Source organism: Carboxylicivirga longa (assembly GCF_050589825.1).
In the GTDB taxonomy this organism is placed as follows: Bacteria; Bacteroidota; Bacteroidia; order Bacteroidales; family Marinilabiliaceae; genus Carboxylicivirga; species Carboxylicivirga longa.
Genome location: NZ_JBNGOZ010000005.1, coordinates 20,334 through 39,283 on the forward strand (window position 1 = coordinate 20,334; position 18,950 = coordinate 39,283).

General features: G+C 43.3%; 14 protein-coding genes. 7 read left to right on the plus strand and 7 right to left on the minus strand.

All coding sequences use genetic code 11. The features are described 5' to 3' along the window. Positions 1–178 precede the first annotated feature (178 nt). The gene (locus ACRD7A_RS05620; protein ID WP_430810155.1) at positions 179–1,714 is read left to right on the plus strand and encodes an AbgT family transporter; all 1,536 of its coding nucleotides are present in this window, start codon (positions 179–181) and stop codon (positions 1,712–1,714) included. Between the two features lie 78 nt (positions 1,715–1,792). Here ACRD7A_RS05620 and ACRD7A_RS05625 read toward each other — a convergent pair whose 3' ends face one another. Together ACRD7A_RS05625 and ACRD7A_RS05630 are read right to left on the minus strand one after the other, a co-directional pair. Next, positions 1,793–2,785 (minus strand): LPP20 family lipoprotein, encoded by a 993-nt coding sequence (locus ACRD7A_RS05625; RefSeq protein WP_430810156.1) that lies wholly within the window; start codon positions 2,783–2,785, stop codon positions 1,793–1,795. A gap of 5 nt (positions 2,786–2,790) precedes the next feature. Then, entirely contained in the window at positions 2,791–4,176 is a 1,386-nt protein-coding gene (locus ACRD7A_RS05630) for a tetratricopeptide repeat protein (RefSeq protein WP_430810157.1), read from the minus strand. A 112-nt stretch (positions 4,177–4,288) separates the two neighbouring features. Between ACRD7A_RS05630 and ACRD7A_RS05635 the strand changes: the two genes are divergently transcribed. Next, positions 4,289–4,966, plus strand: coding sequence for an ion channel (locus ACRD7A_RS05635; protein ID WP_430817932.1), 678 nt, complete (start codon positions 4,289–4,291; stop codon positions 4,964–4,966). Here the strand turns inward: ACRD7A_RS05635 and ACRD7A_RS05640 are convergent. The 3 genes from ACRD7A_RS05640 to ACRD7A_RS05650 form a co-directional block, all read right to left on the minus strand. After that, a complete protein-coding gene (locus tag ACRD7A_RS05640; protein WP_430810159.1) occupies positions 4,963–6,048 on the minus strand; it encodes an alanine racemase in 1,086 nt (361 codons plus the stop codon). The two genes, ACRD7A_RS05635 and ACRD7A_RS05640, sit on opposite strands and share 4 nt — an antisense overlap. 125 nt (positions 6,049–6,173) lie before the next feature. After that, on the minus strand, positions 6,174–7,439 hold the full coding sequence (locus tag ACRD7A_RS05645; RefSeq protein ID WP_430810160.1) for an adenylosuccinate synthase: 1,266 nt from the start codon (positions 7,437–7,439) through the stop codon (positions 6,174–6,176). A gap of 194 nt (positions 7,440–7,633) precedes the next feature. After that, the gene (locus ACRD7A_RS05650) at positions 7,634–8,107 is read right to left on the minus strand and encodes a Fur family transcriptional regulator (RefSeq protein ID WP_430810161.1); all 474 of its coding nucleotides are present in this window, start codon (positions 8,105–8,107) and stop codon (positions 7,634–7,636) included. Between the two features lie 310 nt (positions 8,108–8,417). Here ACRD7A_RS05650 and ACRD7A_RS05655 point away from each other — a divergent pair, with 310 nt between their 5' ends. The 5 genes from ACRD7A_RS05655 (at position 8,418) to ACRD7A_RS05675 (ending at position 15,214) form a co-directional block, all read left to right on the plus strand. Beyond that, complete coding sequence (locus ACRD7A_RS05655; protein ID WP_430810162.1) at positions 8,418–9,026, plus strand: TetR/AcrR family transcriptional regulator; 609 nt, start codon at positions 8,418–8,420, stop codon at positions 9,024–9,026. Between the two features lie 47 nt (positions 9,027–9,073). Beyond that, positions 9,074–10,417 (plus strand): TolC family protein, encoded by a 1,344-nt coding sequence (locus tag ACRD7A_RS05660; RefSeq protein ID WP_430810163.1) that lies wholly within the window; start codon positions 9,074–9,076, stop codon positions 10,415–10,417. Between the two features lie 27 nt (positions 10,418–10,444). Then, positions 10,445–11,476, plus strand: coding sequence for an efflux RND transporter periplasmic adaptor subunit (locus ACRD7A_RS05665; RefSeq protein WP_430810164.1), 1,032 nt, complete (start codon positions 10,445–10,447; stop codon positions 11,474–11,476). A gap of 236 nt (positions 11,477–11,712) precedes the next feature. Beyond that, positions 11,713–14,838: an efflux RND transporter permease subunit gene (locus ACRD7A_RS05670; RefSeq protein ID WP_430810165.1), complete on the plus strand. Its 3,126-nt coding sequence runs from the start codon at positions 11,713–11,715 to the stop codon at positions 14,836–14,838. A gap of 82 nt (positions 14,839–14,920) precedes the next feature. Next, on the plus strand, positions 14,921–15,214 hold the full coding sequence (locus tag ACRD7A_RS05675) for a PG0541 family transporter-associated protein (RefSeq protein WP_430810166.1): 294 nt from the start codon (positions 14,921–14,923) through the stop codon (positions 15,212–15,214). 116 nt (positions 15,215–15,330) lie between these two features. On the opposite strand, the gene ACRD7A_RS05680 is transcribed toward ACRD7A_RS05675, so the two are convergent. Together ACRD7A_RS05680 and ACRD7A_RS05685 are read right to left on the minus strand one after the other, a co-directional pair. Then, entirely contained in the window at positions 15,331–17,556 is a 2,226-nt protein-coding gene (locus ACRD7A_RS05680; protein ID WP_430810167.1) for a RelA/SpoT family protein, read from the minus strand. Between the two features lie 115 nt (positions 17,557–17,671). Then, positions 17,672–18,949, minus strand: a complete 1,278-nt coding sequence (locus tag ACRD7A_RS05685; RefSeq protein WP_430810168.1) for a M16 family metallopeptidase — start codon at positions 18,947–18,949, stop codon at positions 17,672–17,674. Position 18,950 lies beyond the last annotated feature (1 nt).

Genomic DNA, 18,950 nt, shown 5'->3' on the forward strand with positions numbered 1-18,950 from the left:
TTAACTACTCGGTGTTTTTAATACTTCAGTATTTTTTGCTTCCGTCTTGACTGGGTCTCTAATGGTATGCATTTGAGAGGGCTATGTTATAAAACACTTGCATGATAGTAATACTTTTATGGGCAGGTATTCTTTTTTTTATATTTTCGACCTCTCATAATAGTAAAACTCTCATTGTATGAATACGTCCCCCAAAAAGAAGAAATCTCTTGTTGATCTGTTTTTAAATGGTGTAGAGCGCGTAGGCAATATCTTGCCACATCCCGCACTGCTCTTTGGCATCTTTGCCGTTATCGTATTATTGCTGTCGGGTGTGTTTGCCTGGATGGGAGCTGGCGCCGCACATCCTGCCACCGGCGAATCCATTGAGGTAATCAACCTCTTATCGGTTGAAGGATTACGTCAGATACTAACAGGGATGGTGGAAAATTTCACCGGTTTTGCCCCCATGGGTATTGTAGTGGTCGCTATGCTGGGGATTGGATTGGCAGAAAAATCAGATCTGATTGGTGCTTTAATCCGTAAGTTGGTATTGGCGGCTCCCAAGGGCTTGCTTACCTTCGTTATTATATTGGCGGGCGTAATTTCCAATGTGGCATCCAGTGTGGGATATGTGCTGCTGGTGCCTCTTGGCGGAGTTATCTTTCTGGTGGCCAAGCGTCATCCGTTGGTGGGTATGGCTGCCGCCTTTGCCGGTGTTTCGGGTGGGTTCAGTGCCAACCTGATCATTGGTACCATTGATCCTTTGCTGGCCGGCCTTACTGAAGAGGCGGCGCGTATTGTCGATAAGACCTATACAGTAAATCCGGTGAGTAACTGGTATTTTATGGTGGTTTCCACATTTATGGTGGCGCTTGTGGGTACCTGGGTGACTGAAAAGATAATTGCACCCCGTTTTGGAGAGTACACAGGTGAGGTGTCGGAGGAGGAGACCCGATTGGATAAACTCAGTGTTATTGAAAAGAAAGGACTACGCTGGGTGGGTATCGTTTCCTTGGCTTTTTTGGCCATTATTGTATGGGGGCTTTTGCCAGCCAATGGTTTCTTGCGGGGTGCCGATGGCCGTTTACTAACATCGCCGTTGCTTAAAGGAGTGGTAGCCGTGCTGTTTGTGTGGGCCGGTACCTGTGGTGTTGTCTATGGAAGGATAACGGGAACTTTCAAAAATGATAAAGAAATAATGGGTGCCATGGGCGAGGCAGCTAAGTCTTTGGGTCCTTATCTGGTGCTGGTGTTTTTTGCCGCCCAGTTTGTGGCTTATTTCAACTGGAGTAACCTGGGTTTGGTGATGGCGGTTAACGGCGCCAACCTGATTCATGCCCTCAATCTGAGCGTGATTCCTTTAATGCTTTTGTTCACTCTGTTTTGCGGCATGATTAATCTGGTGATGGGCAGTGCCTCGGCTAAATGGGCTTTGTTGGCGCCTATTTTTGTGCCCATGTTTATGATGCTGGGTTATTCGCCGGAGTTAACGCAGGTTGTTTATCGGATAGGAGACAGTGCTACCAATATTATTTCTCCCATGATGAGCTTCTTTGCACTTATTATCGTGTATTTTCAGAAATACGACGAGAATGCCGGTATTGGCACCATTGTTTCCACCATGCTGCCCTATTCCATTATCTTTATGATCTCGTGGATGATTTTACTGGCCGTGTGGCTCTTTACCGGACTACCGCTGGGACCTACGGGCGTGCTGCACTATAGTATGTAGTGAGCTTATATTTATCGGATGACTAAATGATTGTTCTGTATTTAGTCATCCGATAAGTGTTGATTCATTTTCCTTGGCTTATTCTATGCCTTTAAGCAAAAGGGTGGCAGTGGCCGGCTTTTGCTTTTCAATCAGCTGACGAACCAGTAGGTTTCGACTGATTTGCCGTCCCACGGTCTGGAGATCGAGTTCGGCCTTGAGACTTTCTGTTGGTTTATTGCCAAAAGAAAGAGAAGGGGTGGTAATCATGCCTTTGTCATCACTTTTGTATTTATCGCTTGCCAAAAAACCCCCGCTGTAGCGAAAACGAACCGGGATACCCGATATGAGCTGATTGAATTTGCTTACCCGTAATACAGTGGTTCCTTCATGAAGGTTGCTATTGTGTTCAACCCTGACTTCTGATTGAGAGTAGCTGAGTTGCAGGCAGGACAGCAGATATGTGAGTCCCTCTTTTGCCCTTTCATACACATCGAAGGAATCATGTCCTGTTTGTATTATTGTGGCTTCATTCATATAACCGCTTACGGCATCAATGGAGGCGGCATATTGTTCAAGAGCTGTAATAATATCATTGCGCTGTTGGGCTTCCTGCGCCAATTCGTACTTCTGGAATCCTAGTTGCAGGGCCTCTTCCTTTCGCTTGGCTTTGCGCGCATAAAATTCACTTTTCGACAGCCGGTAAAAGGCAAATCGGTTGTTCAGGTCTTCCCATTCATCCAGCAGTTCGTATCCCTCCAGAAACTCCTCGGAAGTGGCACGCACCCTGCTTTGGATGTATTCATACACCCCGGTGCCGTCTTCCATGCGATAGTAACTCTGATCGCTCTTTATTTGGGTGCTAATTTGCTTGGATATATCTGCTAAGGCCTTTTCGCGGGCCTGTTCCTCGTAGTACACTTGTCCGCCCACCTTGGGCGATATGCCAATACCGTAAAAATAGCTTGTTGAAACAGGACGCTCTTTAAGCCATTGTGGCTTGCTTAATTCCAGTAATTCAGCTTCTTTCTTTTGGGTGGAACATCCGGTCAAGAGTATGACTATTAGACTGATACTTAAGAATAGTCTCATTGAAATTAGTTTTCGGGTTGGTAACTGCTTACGCTTTTGCTAACATGTTGAGCACAGGTGTTTAGTAGTTGGCTTTCCAGCTTGTCAATGCTCGTAATTTCGTGCCTTGCAGTAAAAAGGGCATGTAATTTTCCAGTGGCATTTTCTGAGTCATATATTTGATCGGCTTCACTGTCCTTATCAATGTGTTGCCAAGTGCCGGGTACAAGTTGCTTGTGGCTGCCTTCGAAGCGGGCAAAATGAACACGGTCGTGCTGCTCACCCGTATAGGTATCGGCAATGGCTTTTTCATCTTTGTCAACACGATCCAGGTCAAAGCTTAGCGACAGGCTTACCTTATTCTCACGAGTATATTCGTAGTAGCGTACTTTGGTATAAATAATTTTTTGCTCCTTTAGTTTTGTATCCGGGTTTATCTGTTCCACAGTTTGCTTCAGGTAGGCTCTTTTCTCCACTTTTTTTTGGGGTCCTTTTTGTTTGTGGTAGCTGTTGATGCGCGCCGAAAGGATTGTTTTGGCTTCAAAGTACTGCGCCTGTTGTTTCGCATATTTGATTGTTGTAGCCGGATCTTTGCTTTGTGTCCAGCCCGGTATCGATCGAATAGCCTCATCACTGATAATTGTGTAGAAAGGTGATGATAACTGCGAGAGTTCATTGACAACCCGCTCTTTCATAGGGGCTGTATAGTGGCGGTCGTTACGGTAGGTGTAAGTAAATGGAAGAACAGCAATGCTTACGGTAGCTTCCTCGAGGCACTTTTGCTGCAGCGCTACACTGTTTTGATAGCCTTTAGTGGCCTTGTTGATGGTGTTAAGATCGGTATAGGCGCTTCTGTAAAGACGGGTTTCCATGTTTTGCAGGGCACGGCGATATATCGGTTCGTATTTTGCTATAATCCATTGGCTCTGTGCGTCTTTAAAGTTTGGGTCGAGGGCCAGTAATTCTCTGAAGGTTGCCTCAGCCGGAACAAACTCCTCCAGTGTAAGTGCTTTGGAAGCTTTCTGATAGAGTTGATCAAGGTAGCGGTCTTTCACATCGTTGTAATAGGCTTTTTGTTCGTCGGGCATCATCAGTTTAACGCCTAGTGCCGATAGCTGATGGTGATACTTTTCGGCCTCTTTATAGGCATATACTGCGGACTTAATAGTGCCGTTATTGTATTGTGCCTGAAATGTTTCCAGTTTGTCTTCAAGTACTAGTTGACCGGTGCGTTGCAGACCCAGTTTGGCATCGATGTTATTGGTGTTGGCTTTAAGCGATTTGTAATACAATGCTGCGGCATCGGCGTATAGGCCGGCTTCGTCAAACTTCTGAGCTTTGTTATAATTGCGCTTACTTGCACACGAAGTGAGCAATAGAATACCCATCAAAAATGGTATCAATCGTTTCATAAATACTATGCGTTAATAAATTTTGGATTCTTGAACGTGATTCATGCAAAAGTGTTCCGTATTTTTGGGATTTATTTTAGATTTGAATATGATATAACTCATTGACAACTTTATGGCTCTAATGAAACATTTGAATAAGCAGCATAATCTCAAACAGTTGATGAGTAATTGGGGGTTGTTTATGCTTTTGGTGTTTACTATTTTTGCTTTGCCTATTATTACTTTGTTTGTTAAAATTCGCTTATTCGAAATCTTTATTACGCTTATTGTTATTCTTTCATCGCTGGCAACTAGTGAAGAGGGTAAGCGCAAGCGCAAGGTAATGATACAGGTGATGCTTTCTATTCTTGCTATTTGGATATCGCGTGTAGCGAATTTGCACTATGTTCATTTATTGGCTTCCTTGTGGTTAGTAGTGTTTTTTATGCTGCGTGTATTTCGTTTTGTTGGTCAGCTCTCCATTAAAGAGCATGTTAGCATTACAGTGATTGTGGGGGCCATTAACGGTTACCTGCTAATTGGCGTTGGCTTTGCGCTTTTGGTGAATATGTTTTCAGCTGAGTTTCCCGGAGCCTTTAACTTTCATATTAACGACTCTGTGTCGCATGTTTATGATTCTTTGTACTACACTTTTGTGTCGATGACTACCTTGGGCTATGGCGATCTTTTACCGGTGAGTCCGGCCGCCAAATCCCTGGCATTAATGATTACACTTTGTGGACAATTTTACCTGGTTACTATCATGGCCTTGTTGGTGGGGCGACTTTTAGCTACCTCTAGTAAGCCTTAAGGCATCATAGAGAGTTTTTCGTTTGTATTAGTTGTATAGCCTTTCATTAGGTTGGCAGTAAGGCAGGAATGAATAGGCAATATGGCCAGCATATCCCCTATTTTCACCTGATTAATGTGTTCGGGCAATAGCGTGATGGTGCCGTGTTCCTGCGATAGTTTTGTGATATGGCCCAAGGTTTGTCCGGTATCCCAATGCAAGTCATTTAGGCGTATTACAGTACCGTAATGTATTTTTCCATTTTTTGTCAGGCTGTCTTTTGAGAAATGAACCGCTCCGCCATGCACAATTACCTGGTGTCTTTCGGGGTGCAGCGCCACCACCGGGCAGGCCATGGCTACCGCAATATCATCTATTGAGCAGGCACCCAGTGATGCCTGAGTGTCATCGTAAAATACGCAGTTGCCGGGGCGTAATTCATCAAAGTCTTCAAAATTGTTGGCGATGGAGCAGGAAGGCGTATCGCCGTACGATAACTGGATTAAAGGAAAATCATGGGCCATAAACGTTTTAAGGGCGAGTAGTTGCTGGCGTGAGGAGTCCAAAATACTTTGAATCTCGGATGGTGATGAAGTTTCGTATGTATGGCCGGCGTGGCATAGAAAGCCTATAAATATTAAATTCTTACAGGTTTTAAGGGGCTTCAGAAGAGCTTGCATAGCTGCATAATCTTCCGCTGGAATGCCGGTGCGGCCATAGCCCGTATCTGTTTTGATATAAGTACCCACAGGGTGACTCAGATGTTTTTCCAGAAAGAGTATGGTCTCTTGTGATTCAACTACAATGTTGAGGTTGATCTTTGCTGCCAGCATATTGATGACCGGCCACTCCCGTATATTGGCCGGAAAGGCAATGGAGATATCGGACCAGCCCTGCTCAGCAAAATAAACGGCCATTTTCACTGATGAAACCGTAATGCACTCTACACCATAGTCTCTGAACCAATTACCAATAGTAGCTGATTGATGTGTTTTGAAGTGAGGACGAAAAACAGCCTTCGATTCTCTGGCTTTGTTCGCCATGCGCTCGATATTGGCAAGGCACTTTTCTTTGTTGAGCAATAGTGTGGGTTGTGTAAGCATTGCAGTGTTGTTTGTTGCAAAGATAGTGAATGCCACCGGAATAATTTTTTGCGCGATATGGTTGAATTTCAGGTTGTAAAAAAAAAGCCGGCTCTTTTGAACCGGCTCTTTCTGAATATTAATAATTAACTCCTAACAATTGTTTGATCTCTGTCGGGTCCCACAGAAACAATCTTAATGGGTACCTCTAATTCCTTTTCCAGGTAAGCTATATAGTCTTTCAGCTCTTGTGGAAACTGATCTTCCGACTTAAGTCCTGTTAGGTCTTCTTTCCAGCCTTTCAACTCAGTATAAACGGGCTCCACATAATCGGTAAGCTCAAAGGGAAAAGCTTCGGTAACTGTGCCATCAGGCAGTTTGTAGGCTGTGGCTGCTTTAATTGTCTCAAAATTGCTAAGCACGTCGCCCTTGGTCATAATTAATTGGGTTACACCATTAATCATTACCGCATATTTAAGTGCTACCAGGTCAATCCATCCACAACGGCGCGGACGTCCGGTTGTTGCGCCAAACTCATGACCCGCTTTGCGAAGTGCTTCACCGCTTTCATCAAACAATTCGGTGGGGAAGGGACCGCTACCTACCCGTGTACAATAGGCTTTAAAGATACCATATACCTCGCCAATTTTATTGGGAGCTACGCCCATGCCTGTACAAGCACCGGCACAGATAGTATTGGATGAAGTAACATAGGGATAAGAGCCAAAGTCGATATCCAGCAGTGTGCCTTGTGCCCCTTCGGCCAGAATAGACTTGCCTGCCTTCATGTATTTGTTGATTTCGTGCTCGCTGTCAATCAGAATACACTTGCGTAATGCTTCGATGCCTTCGTCAAGACCCTTCTCGTAATCAGCTACGTTATACTCAAAGTCAAACATCTCCAGCATTTTGAGGTGTTTCTCCTTTAAGGCTGCGTATTTTTCTTCGAAGTTATGCAATATGTCGCCCACGCGCAGACCGTTACGTCCTGTTTTATCCATGTATGTGGGACCAATGCCTTTGAGTGTTGAACCAATCTTGGTTTTTCCTTTTGAGGCTTCTGAGGCAGCGTCCAGGATGCGGTGTGTGGGTAGAATCAGGTGTGCTTTTTTAGAGATGTAGAGGTTTTTACTAATGTCAAAACCTTTTTCTTTTAAGGAATCAATCTCTTCTTTGAAAGTGATGGGGTCAAGCACTACGCCATTGCCTACAATGTTTGCTTTGTCGCTGTGGAAAATTCCGGATGGAATATTGTGCAGGACGTGCTTGAAATTATCAAATTCTAGTGTATGACCAGCATTCGGACCTCCCTGAAAACGGGTGATGACATCGTATTTTGGTGTTAAAACATCAACAACTTTTCCTTTGCCTTCGTCCCCCCATTGGAGTCCTAGTAAAACATCAACCTTCATTCTCTTATCTTTTAAATTATGCTCAACGAGCCTGTTGTCTATAATGCAAAACCGGGTGTATAGCCGGGTTTTAAGGGTGTTAAGTGGTGTGCTAAAAGGTCTTAACATGAAAAATCGGACTTCCAATTGCTCAGAATTCCGATCTGTAAAAATACACATTATACCTTTAAAAGCTATTGCAAAGTGTAATTTTTTTAGGAGAAGGTTTTTTCATCTGTTTCGCTCTCCTGACATTGGCTACACGTTCCATAAACATACAGTGAATGGTGCGACACATTAAATTTATGGAAGCTGGCTGCATTGTTTAGGACAGTTTGAATACCCGGGTCACAAAATTCGATGACAGTGCCGCAGCTCGTACATATCAGGTGGTCGTGTTGTTTCGACTCGAAGGCTTTTTCAAACTGGGCAATATTTTTGCCAAACTGATGCTTGATAACCAATTTACAATCGAGCAGTAAATCAATGGTGTTGTAGAGAGTGGCCCTGCTTACCCGATAGTTTTTATTTTTCATGAAGATATAGAGTGACTCAATATCAAAATGCCCTTCACGGCTATAAATTTCATCTAAAATAGCATAGCGCTCCGGTGTCTTTCGGTGACCGTTGCGCTGCAGGTATTCCGTGAATAACTGTTTTACCACATCTTTGGCTTCGACCTTATTCATATGCAGTCTCAATTAAAATAGAGCCTAAAAGTAATTAAAATCGGGTGATTAAAAAATACTTGATCGGATTAATCGTCATTCAACTTCCTGGGTATCCAAAGTTAAGCGTAATAAATATATTGCTATTAATGCTTTAGGGATTAATCGGCTTAAAAGGAAGAGGGATGTTGTAGGTTGGGACATCAAAAATGGGGATGGGGTGTGTCTAGGTAACTTATTCTTCTAAAAAAAAGTTAAAGATGAAAACTAGAAAACTTTAAATGCATTTTAAGTTTTCTGGGTGATGCCGGTTTTATATATTTGTCGTGCCATGGAAACAAGACGAAAAGAAATAATTCAGTGCGCTGCATCTTTGTTTCATCAATATGGGATCAAGAGTGTAAGCATGGAAGATATTGCCAGAGAATTGGGCATGTCGAAGCGAACCTTATATCAATTTGTTAAGGATAAAATTGATGTAGTAGAAAGTGTTTTACAATATAATATTGAGTTATTCACCCAATTATTGGAAGTATTTCATAACGATGGGTTTAGTGCAATTGAGCAGTTTCATAAGTACACCAAAGGTATCGATGCTCATTTTCCAAAGATTAACCCATCGATGCATTATGATTTGCGTAAGTTTTACCCTGCCTTATTGGCTAAGGCAGATAAAAAGGTGCAAGGCCTGATACATACTGCTAATGTTGCTAATCTTGAAAAAGGGAAAAAGGAGGGGTTTTACCGCTCAGATATTGATTCAGATGTTATTTCTAATCTACAAATTGTGATTCAAAACTATTTATTTGACCCGTCCAACGATATGATTAAGGGTCCTGATATAGTTGATCGCTATCTAATAAATCAAATCTATAAATATCATTTTCGGGGTATTTGCACACCCAAAGGGATTGAGGAGTTGAAACGCTTTTTTGAATAAGCGTGCTTAATGAATATGTGTAACAGCTAATAAAAGAATATAACATAATGAGAATAAGATTGTGGATGTGCTCGGCATTATTGGCCGTGGGATTTAGTACCATAGCCGCTAATCATGGCGAAAGGCGATGGGTCGATGAGAGTATTGAGAACGATGAGAAAGAATCATATGTGCTGAGTTTGGAGGAGGCCAAAGACCTGGCTTTGACATACAATGTAACCCTGAAAAATGCAGGCTTATCCATTGATAAAGCCAACGCTGCCATGTGGGAGGCCATTGCTCAGGGCTTACCACAAGTTAACGCCACGGTTGACTACACTACTTTCTTTGGTGCTTCTAATACAATAGAAATGGCTCCTGGGGCAAGCACTACTATCGACTTTAATAACACGAGCAATTTAAATGCAACGGTTTCGCAGCTAATTTTTAGTGGCGCTTATATTGTGGGCTTGCAAGCGGCAAAGCTGTATGAAGAAATGGTGGCTAAAACTGCCGAAAAATCGGAGTTGGATGTGAAGCAGCAGGTGGCCAATGCCTATTATGCCATTCTATTGGCTGAAAAGACAAAAGATATTCTGGAGCAAAACCTCGAGAATGTAATGGAGATTCGCAGTAAGACAGAAATGATGTACAAGACGGGGGTGGCCGAATCAACCGATGTAGATCAGCTATCCATTCAGGTAACCATGCTGGAAAGCTCTCTTCGAACAACGGCCCGAAACACTTCACTTGCCTATGATATATTAAAATTGCAAATGGGTATTACGCCCAATGCCAAGGTGGAATTAACCCAAAGTATTGATGATTTTTTTGAGCCTGAAAGTTTCTATTCATCGTTGCTACGCGCATTTAATGTAGAGGAGCATGTTGATTATCAGTTGGCAGATCAGCAGGTTGAAGTGTCGGATAAGCAAGTGAAGCTTGCCAAAATGGAATACCTACCTACTATAGGTGCGGCCTATAACCACCTGGAACAAATACTGGCACCAAAGTTCAATATGAATCCTAAGAATACGCTCACCTTCAATATGAATATCCCAATTTTCTCATCGGGACAGCGTAAGGCCAAGGTTAAGCAGGCAAAAATTGATTTGGAAACTGCCGAAAATAATATGCAGCAGTTAAACGATGCTTTATTAGCTAAAGACCGCACCATTAAAACGAACCTGAAAACAGCCCTTGATCAGTATGATGCTCAAATGAAGAATGTGGAAGTGGCCAAGCGTGTATTTAATAATATTGACCGCAAATATGAAGCGGGCATGGTATCGAGCTTAGATTTAACAACGGCCAACACCAACTATTTAAATGCCGAATCCAGTTATATACAGGCAATGCTTGACGTGTTAGAGGCCTTTGTTGAGTTGGAGCGATTTTATAACAACATCTAATTATTAAAACAATAACATTAGAATATAATGAGAAAGATTTTGCTTTTAGGAGTTACTTCATTGCTCATCGCGTCTTGCGGTACAAAAGAGCAGACTGCCGATACAGGCGCTGCAGTGATGAAAAAACCAATTAAGACAACACCTGTTGTGCGGAAAACCATTGAGGTTGAAGAAAATTATACCGCAACCATTAACGCTTATGATAAGGTATATCTGGCGCCCAATACTCCGGGTCGTATCAAAGATATTAAAGTGGAGGTGAATGATTACGTGCGCAAGGGTCAGCGTGTGATTGATATGGATGATACGCAGCTCGTTCAGCAGGAAGTTAATTTTGCCAATATTACAAAGGAAATGGCTCGCATGGATACCCTTATTAAGTATGGCTCCATTTCTCAACAGGTTTATGACCAAACAAAGGCTACTTATGATGCCGCCAAAGCCAGCCTTAATAACCTGCGCGAAAATACCGTGCTTAATGCTCCCTTTTCAGGGATTGTTACGGGTCGCTATTACGACGACAACGAGATCTACAGCGGTTCTCCTATTGCAAATGGTAAGGCGGCAGTTGTGACGATTGAATCTATCGACCGCTTAAAAGTTGAAATAAATATGTCTGAACGCTTTTTTCCGGTTGTAAAAAGAGGATTGAAAACGACCTTATCAACTGATATTTATCCCAACGAACAATTTCAGGGTGAAGTATCATTGGTTTATCCCACCATCGACCCGGCTACAAGAACTTTTACGGTGGAGATTACCATCCCCAATGATGAAGGTAAGTTGCGGCCTGGTATGTTCTCAAAAGTGGATGTGAAGCTGGGCGAAAAAGAAACCATAGTAGTACCTGCCTCAACCGTAATGATACTTGATGGCACCAATCAGCGCTATGTATTTGTGGAGAAAAACGGAACTGCAAAATTTGTGAAGGTAGATGTTGGAGCCCGTTTTGATGATCGCCTGGAAATACTATCAGATGAGATCAATGAAGGAGACAATCTGGTGGTGGCCGGGCAGGTTAACCTTAATGATGGAGATCTGGTTGAAGTTAAAAGCTAAATGGGCACAGCTTTTCTAATTTAAATTAATAAAGGCAGCGGGCAGTAAAATACGCGTATGTCAAACTTCTACTTAGGTTGCTAGCTCTATTTGAGCCATTGGCCAAATCGGTGCAAAGAGATTTACAAAAATGGCTTTTTGATTCAAATACCAAAGGCCAGTGTTTCTTTTTGTGCCAAAGAAGGTGGATATCGCCATCTACTTACTGTTCTGCCTGTTCATAAAAAAATCAAACTATGTCAATATATAGTGCTGCGGTTAAGAAGCCGGTAACGACAGTCATGATATTTGTGGCCGTTATTTTATTCGGGTTCTATTCGCTAAAATATCTTCCAATTGATATGTATCCCGAAGTGGATCCACCTTACGTAACCATAATGACGGTTTACGCAGGGGCTAACGCAGAAGAAATAGAAACCAACGTAACCAAGACCATTGAAGATGGCCTGAACTCAGTGGATGATCTGGAAGAGATATCATCAGTGTCAAGAGATAATATGTCGATTGTAACGCTGGAGTTTAGTTGGGAGATTGATATTACCGAAGCCATGAATAATGTGCGCGATGCACTGGATCCGGTAAAAGATCAGCTGCCCGATGGTGCGGATACCCCATTGCTTTTCCGAATGTCAACCAGTATGATGCCGGTGCTCTTCTATGCCGTAAGTGCTGATGAGAGCTTTAGCGGGCTCGAAAAGATAATGGATGAAAAGCTTATCAATACGCTTAACCGGGTAGATGGTATTGGTAGTGTGAGTGTGCTGGGAGCCCCGGGGCGCCGCATTTATGTGGATTGCGATCCGCAAAAGTTAGAAGCTTACGGCCTGTCAACCGCTCAAATTGGACAAGTCATTGCTGCTGAAAACCTTAACATGCCTTCGGGGCATATTAAAATGGGTAACTTTGATTATCAGCTGCGCATCGAGGGTGAATTTAGAAATTCTGACATTATCGAAAACCTGGTTGTGAGCCGCGTTAATGGTAAAACAATCAAAATTAAGGATGTTGCAGTTGTTAATGACAAAGGGCGCGAAGTGGAAATGATTAACCGCTTTAAAGGCAGCGATGGCATGCGCTTAATGGTTATGAAGCAGTCGGGCGCCAACACGGTTGCAGTTGGTAGCGAGGTAAAGCGCGTGATTGAAGCAACCGCTGGCGACTTGCCTGCTGATGTTAAATTTCACTTGCTATATGACTCTTCCAATGATATTCAGAAATCTATCAACAACCTGTCGCAAACATTTATGTTTGCCTTGATATTTGTTGTGATGGTGGTGCTGTTGTTTTTAGGAAGATGGAGGGCCACCTTTATTATTGCCTTAACCATTCCCATATCGCTAATTGTGGCATTTATCTACCTTTATGTTTCGGGAGGATCGATTAACGTTATTTCTCTGTCGTCGCTTTCTATCGCCATTGGTATGGTGGTGGACGATGCCATTGTTGTGCTTGAAAATATTATTAAGCACATTGAGCGGGGTAGCTCGCCCCGCGAAGCGGCTATTTATGCTACTAAAGAAGTATGGTTATCGGTTATAGCAACTACCCTTGTTGTGGTAGCTGTATTTTTCCCCTTAACATTAGTCGGCGGTCAGCCAGGTGTACTCTTTAAGCAACTGGGCTGGATTGTTACAATAACCGTTGTTACATCCACTTTGGCAGCGGTAACGCTAACACCTATGCTGAGTGCAAAAATGCTTAGGCTGAGAGAAAAAGTTAACGGTAAAACATCATGGTACGATCGTAGCATTATACCGGTATTGGATAAAATTGATGAGCTGTACGGAAGGGTTGTGCGTTGGAGTATTTACCATAAAAAAGTCATTATTCCTTCTATGCTGCTCGTATTTATTGGAACAATGGTATTGGCTCGCTTTGTGAAGTTTGAAAATATGCCTGAGCAGGATCTGGGTATGATGACGATTAATTTCGAATGCCAAACCGGTACGCGGGTTGAAAAAACAAATGAAGTAGCCGAGCAGGTAGAGTCATATATTCTTAGTGAAATGGATGATGAGTTGAAGATGACTTTTATCTCATCCGGTTCTGATGAAGATGGGGGAATATCAGCCATTTTCGGCGCATCGGGAAGTCACGTTGTGGAAATGCGTGTTAAACTGGTCGATTTGGCAGAACGAGAGCGATCGATATGGGAGCTGGCCGACCTGATTCGTTCAAAGATGGCATCGATGCCTGAAATTGTAAGTTACAATGTTTCCACCCAATCGCAGGGTATGGGTGCTTCCAATACGGTGGATGTAGAAATCTATGGTTACGATTTTCAGACCACCACTACTTTTGCCAATCAGATTGCCGAACGCCTGAAAACACTCGAAGGTGCTGAGGATATCTCCATTTCGCGTGAGCGGGAAAAGCCACAGTTACAAGTCGTATTTGATCAGGATAAACTGGCCGAATATGGGCTGACAACTGCCTCGGCCTCCACGGCTGTGAACTATGCCATTCGCGGTCTTACCGCTTCAAAGTTTAGAGAAGAGGGTGAAGAATACGACATAGTAGTGAGGTATAACGATGCCAGCAGAACTTCTATTGCCGATATTGAGAATATTAGCATACAAAGCCCATTAACAGGCCGCCTGATTAAGCTTACTGAAATAGGGCATGTAGAAGAATATTGGGCCACGCCAACTATTGAGCGAAAAACGCGTCAGCGCATTGTAACGGTGTCAGCAGCACCTGCCAAGGGCAAAGTGCTATCAGATGTGGCCGCTGCGGTAACAGCTGAGTTAAAAGTTATTGAAATACCCAATAACGTATCGATTGAAATTGGGGGTGCTTACAAAGACATGCAGGAGAACAACGCCGATTTGGGCTTGTTATTCCTTATTATTGTGATGCTGGTATTTGTGGTGATGGCTTCACAGTTCGAGTCTTTGGCCATGCCCTTAATTATTATGACATCCATTATTTTCTCCTTCTCAGGCGTAATTATCGCCTTACTGCTGACCAATACCACAGCATCCATGGTTGCTATTTTAGGAGCGATCCTATTGGTGGGTATTGTGGTGAAAAATGGTATTGTAATGATCGACTTTATCAATTTGCTGCGCGAAAGGGGTATCGAGTTGCACGAGGCTGTGGTAACGGCTTGTAAGAGCCGCTTGCGCCCCATTTTAATGACTGCTATGACCACGGTGCTGGGTATGTTACCAATGGCATTGAGCGTGGGCGAAGGCTCTGAGATGTGGGCACCGATGGGTATTACCGTAATTGGCGGCTTGCTGTTTTCAACGATTATTACGCTCATTATTATTCCGTCGGTTTATGTCTTAATGGCAGTGAAGGGCAGTAGGAATAAAAAAGCACAGGTTTATAAAAAATTCAAATTCCTGGATAAGTAAAATTAGTGAGCTGATTGCAAGCCTCCGGGCTTGCAATGGCTGGCTGATAGGTTTAATGGTACACCGTTAAAAGAGATTTACAATGAAATCAGTTTTTATAGTATATAATCAGGCAAATACCGAACGTGTAGAGTATATGCTGGATCACCTGCAGATAAGAGGTTTTACCATGTGGGATGAGGTGAAAGGACGCGGTAGCAACAGTGGAGAGCCGCGCATGGGAACACATACCTGGCCAGAAATGAACTCGGCTGTGATGGCCATTGTTGAAGATAGCAAAGTTGAAGTACTGTTAGATGCCGTTAAAAAGCTTGATAATATCAACCACGAAGTGGGTGTGAAAGCTTTTGTATGGGATATTCTTCAAATGGTATAACAGGGACTTAATACCCTTGCTTTATCTTTAAAGGTATGATCAATAGATAGATATAAATACAAAGATCCCGTTTTTTCGGGATCTTTGTATTTTTTTTATTTAAACTAAGCGTAATTCTATAGATCAGCCTTAATACGCTCCTGGCGTGTTACATTATGAACCCCTTTTATCTTCATAATATTCATAATGAGGTTATTCAAATCCTCTGTGTTGTGTATGTAAAGATAGATGTTGCCCTCAAAAACACCATCATGACTCTCAAAATTGATGGATCGCATGTTCACGTTTTGGTCTTCTGATATTACCTTCGTTATTTTTGTGACAATTCCCATTTGATCGATGCCCGACAGGTTAATCAGTGCCAGATAGGAGAGTATTTTATGCGATTCCCATTGTGCCGAGACAATACGGTTCCCCTGGCTCGACATTAACTTAAGAGCCACCGGACACTTGCGACTGTGGAGGATAAGCTGATCGTTTTCATCCAGCATGGCCAGTATGTCATCACCGGGGATAGGATTGCAGCAATGGGCAATAGTAAACTGGTTTTGTTCTTCATTATCCGATAGTACTACCTGCTTACTTTTTTTACCCTTAGGCTTTGCTTTTTCCTTTTCCTGCTGTGCCTTGCCAAAGTTTAAGCGCCAGTAGCGTATCCATTTATTACTTGATTTGGTGCTAAGCACCTTATTCAGGTTGTTGAGTTGTAAGTTACCCCTTCCAATTCTAAAATACAGTTCATCGCGGTTTTCAATCTTATGGAAGTCCAGTATTTTTCGAAGTATACGGGAGTTAATGGTTAGTTTTTTCTTGTGCAGCTCTTGCTCCAGAATCTCTTCGCCTTTGCTTATAATTGCTTTACGTTCTTCTTTAAAGGCATTTTTTATGCGTGCTTTAGCTTTTGCCGTCGTTACAAAGCTCAGCCAGTCGTATTTGGGCTGTTGCTTTTCAGAGGTAATAATTTCCACCTGATCGCCGCTTTTTAGGGGATGGCTAAGGGGCACCAATTTGAAGTTAACCTTGGCACCAATGCATTTATAGCCAATGTCAGTATGTATGTCAAAGGCAAAGTCAAGGGCCGTGGCTCCTTTGGGTAGCACGCGCACCTCACCTTTGGGCGTGAAAATCATAATTTCCGAGGCAAAGAGGTTGAGCTTGAAGTCGTCCAGAAACTCCAGTGAGTCGGCATCGGGGTTGTCCAGAAGCTCCTTAATCATCTCCAGCCATTTGTCCAGCTCCGATTCTTTTTCCTGCTGTCCTTTGTATTTCCAATGGGCAGCAAAGCCACGCTCCGCAATCTCATCCATGCGTTTTGTGCGTATCTGAATCTCTACCCACTTGCCATCGGGGCCCATCACCGTGCTGTGTAATGCCTCATAACCATTGGCTTTGGGCGTTGATACCCAGTCGCGCAGGCGGTCGGGCTTGGGTTTGTATATGTCGGTGATCATGGAATAAATGGCCCAGCATTGTGTCTTCTCCGGCAGGTGGCTCTGTGGCGTAAATACCACCCGAATGGCCAATACATCATACACTTCTTCGAAAGGGAGGTTCTTTTTCTGCATCTTACTCCAAATGGAGTAAACAGACTTGTGTCGTCCTACCACATCAAAATCATAGCCTTCGGCCTCCAGGCGTTGCTCGATGGGAGCTTTAAAATGTCGGATAAATTCGTTGTGGTCTTTTTCACTGAGCTGTATCTTTTGGCTTATCTCATTAAAAACCTGGGGCAGCTCATATTTAAGGCTTAAATCTTCAAGCTCTGTTTTGATGGAATATAAGCCGAGCCGGTGGGCCAGTGGCGCATAAAAATATAAGGTTTCACCGGCAATCTTGAGGCGCTTATGGTCAGGCATTGATTTAAGCGTCCGCATATTGTGCAGGCGGTCGGCCAGTTTGATAAGTATCACGCGCACATCTTCAACCATAGTAAGCAGCAGCTTCCTGAAGTTCTCGGCCTGCAGCGATGATGATTGATCGAAAACGCCCTCCAGCTTGGTGAGCCCTGCAACAATGGATGCTATTTTCTCGCCAAAAATATTCTGTAGGTCTTCCACCGTGTAGTCGGTATCTTCCACTACATCGTGCAATATGGCGGCAATCACTCCCTTGGAGCCCAGGCCAATTTCTTCGGCAGCTATGCGAGCTACTTCTATGGGATGCAGAATGTAGGGCTCGCCCGACTTACGGCGCATGCCGCGGTGTGCTTCGTGCGCCAATTCAAAGGCTTTGGTAACTAGCTTTTTATTATCAGGCATCTGACAGCGCGGACAAACTGCCAGTAGCGCATCAAACCGCTCCCTTATCATTTTATCTTCTTCTTCCCAATCCAATTTTGACATACACCGTCTCCTTAAAGTGTCTAAAATACTTATTTACTTTCATTGAAGCAAAGGAAAATAAGGCTTGGGGGGTCATCATAGCAGCGTGCTGCGCTGTTTTTGATTTATGTACTCTCTATTTACCCGCAATCACCGTGATGAAATTCTCCTCTTTAAAATAGGTTTGTGCCAGCTCTTGGAGCCGTTCTCCTGTTATATTCTTTAGTTCGTTAAAGAAGATATGGAAATAATCGCTTGACAGGTTGAGGTCAATGAGGCCGCGGTAATTATCGGAGGTGGCAAAAGGTCCATCAAAGTTGCGGATCATATCGCCAATCAGAAAATTTTTGACAAGGGTTAATTCTTCATCGCTCAATTTCTCCTCACGCAGTTTTTTTAATTCGCTAAATATCTCTTTAACAGCCAGGGGGCGGTTCTCTGCTTTTACGTCGGAGCCAATCATCAGAAAACCACTGTGTTTATAGGTCATGATAAAGGATGATATCCCATAAGTCAGTCCTTTCTCCTCACGAATATTGGTCATCAGGCGCGAACCGAAGTATCCGCCCAACACGGTGTTTAGTATTTGCATTCCATGAAAATCGGGATGCTCTTTATTAAAAAGGGGTATACCAATCTTAATGGCAGACTGCAAGGCGTCGTCTTTTTTGATGATGAGTTCTCGCTTGGGTTTGTCAATCATTGTCGGTTTTGGATCGGGCAGGGGCTCTGCATCGGACCATACTTGTCCAAAATGCTTATTTAGTAAGGTCTTCAGATCATCACCGGGTTGTCCCGAAACAATAATATGGGTACCCTTGGGGATGTAGGCATTTTGGTGAAAACGGACAATATCATCTCGTGTAAGGGCATTAAAATCCTCAAGCGTCAGGTGGTTACCGTAGGGATGGTTTTGTCCATACAGGTTCTGTGTGAAGGCTCGTGTGGCAAGGGTTCTCACTTTACTGCCTTCAATCAGAAACTCCTGCTTGCGCTTGTTTAGCAGGGTGTCAATCTCTTTTTGTTTAAAACTGGGGTTTTTCACCACATCTTCCAGTATCTCCAGTGTTTGGGGTAAGAAGTTACTCAAGGTTACCAGGGTAACAATGGAGTGGTGAAAATGGGCCTGCTGTCCGATGAATGCACCGTAAAAATCTATTTTCTCTGACAGCTGGGCTCCGCTAAGGTGATGGGTACCCTCCGTTAATGCCTTGTTGGTGATAGATGCCAGTAGGGGTTTGTTGGCCTGCACCGAGCCAGCCGGAAAAAGGAAGTCGAGTTTGGCAACATCTTGTGAGCCGGCCTGCATTACATGTACCTTAATGCCATTGTCAAGGCAGAAAGTGTTGATGGGCAGTAACTCAAAGGTATCAATGCTTTTGTATTCAGGTGCTTCTGTTCTGTTAATGTGCATT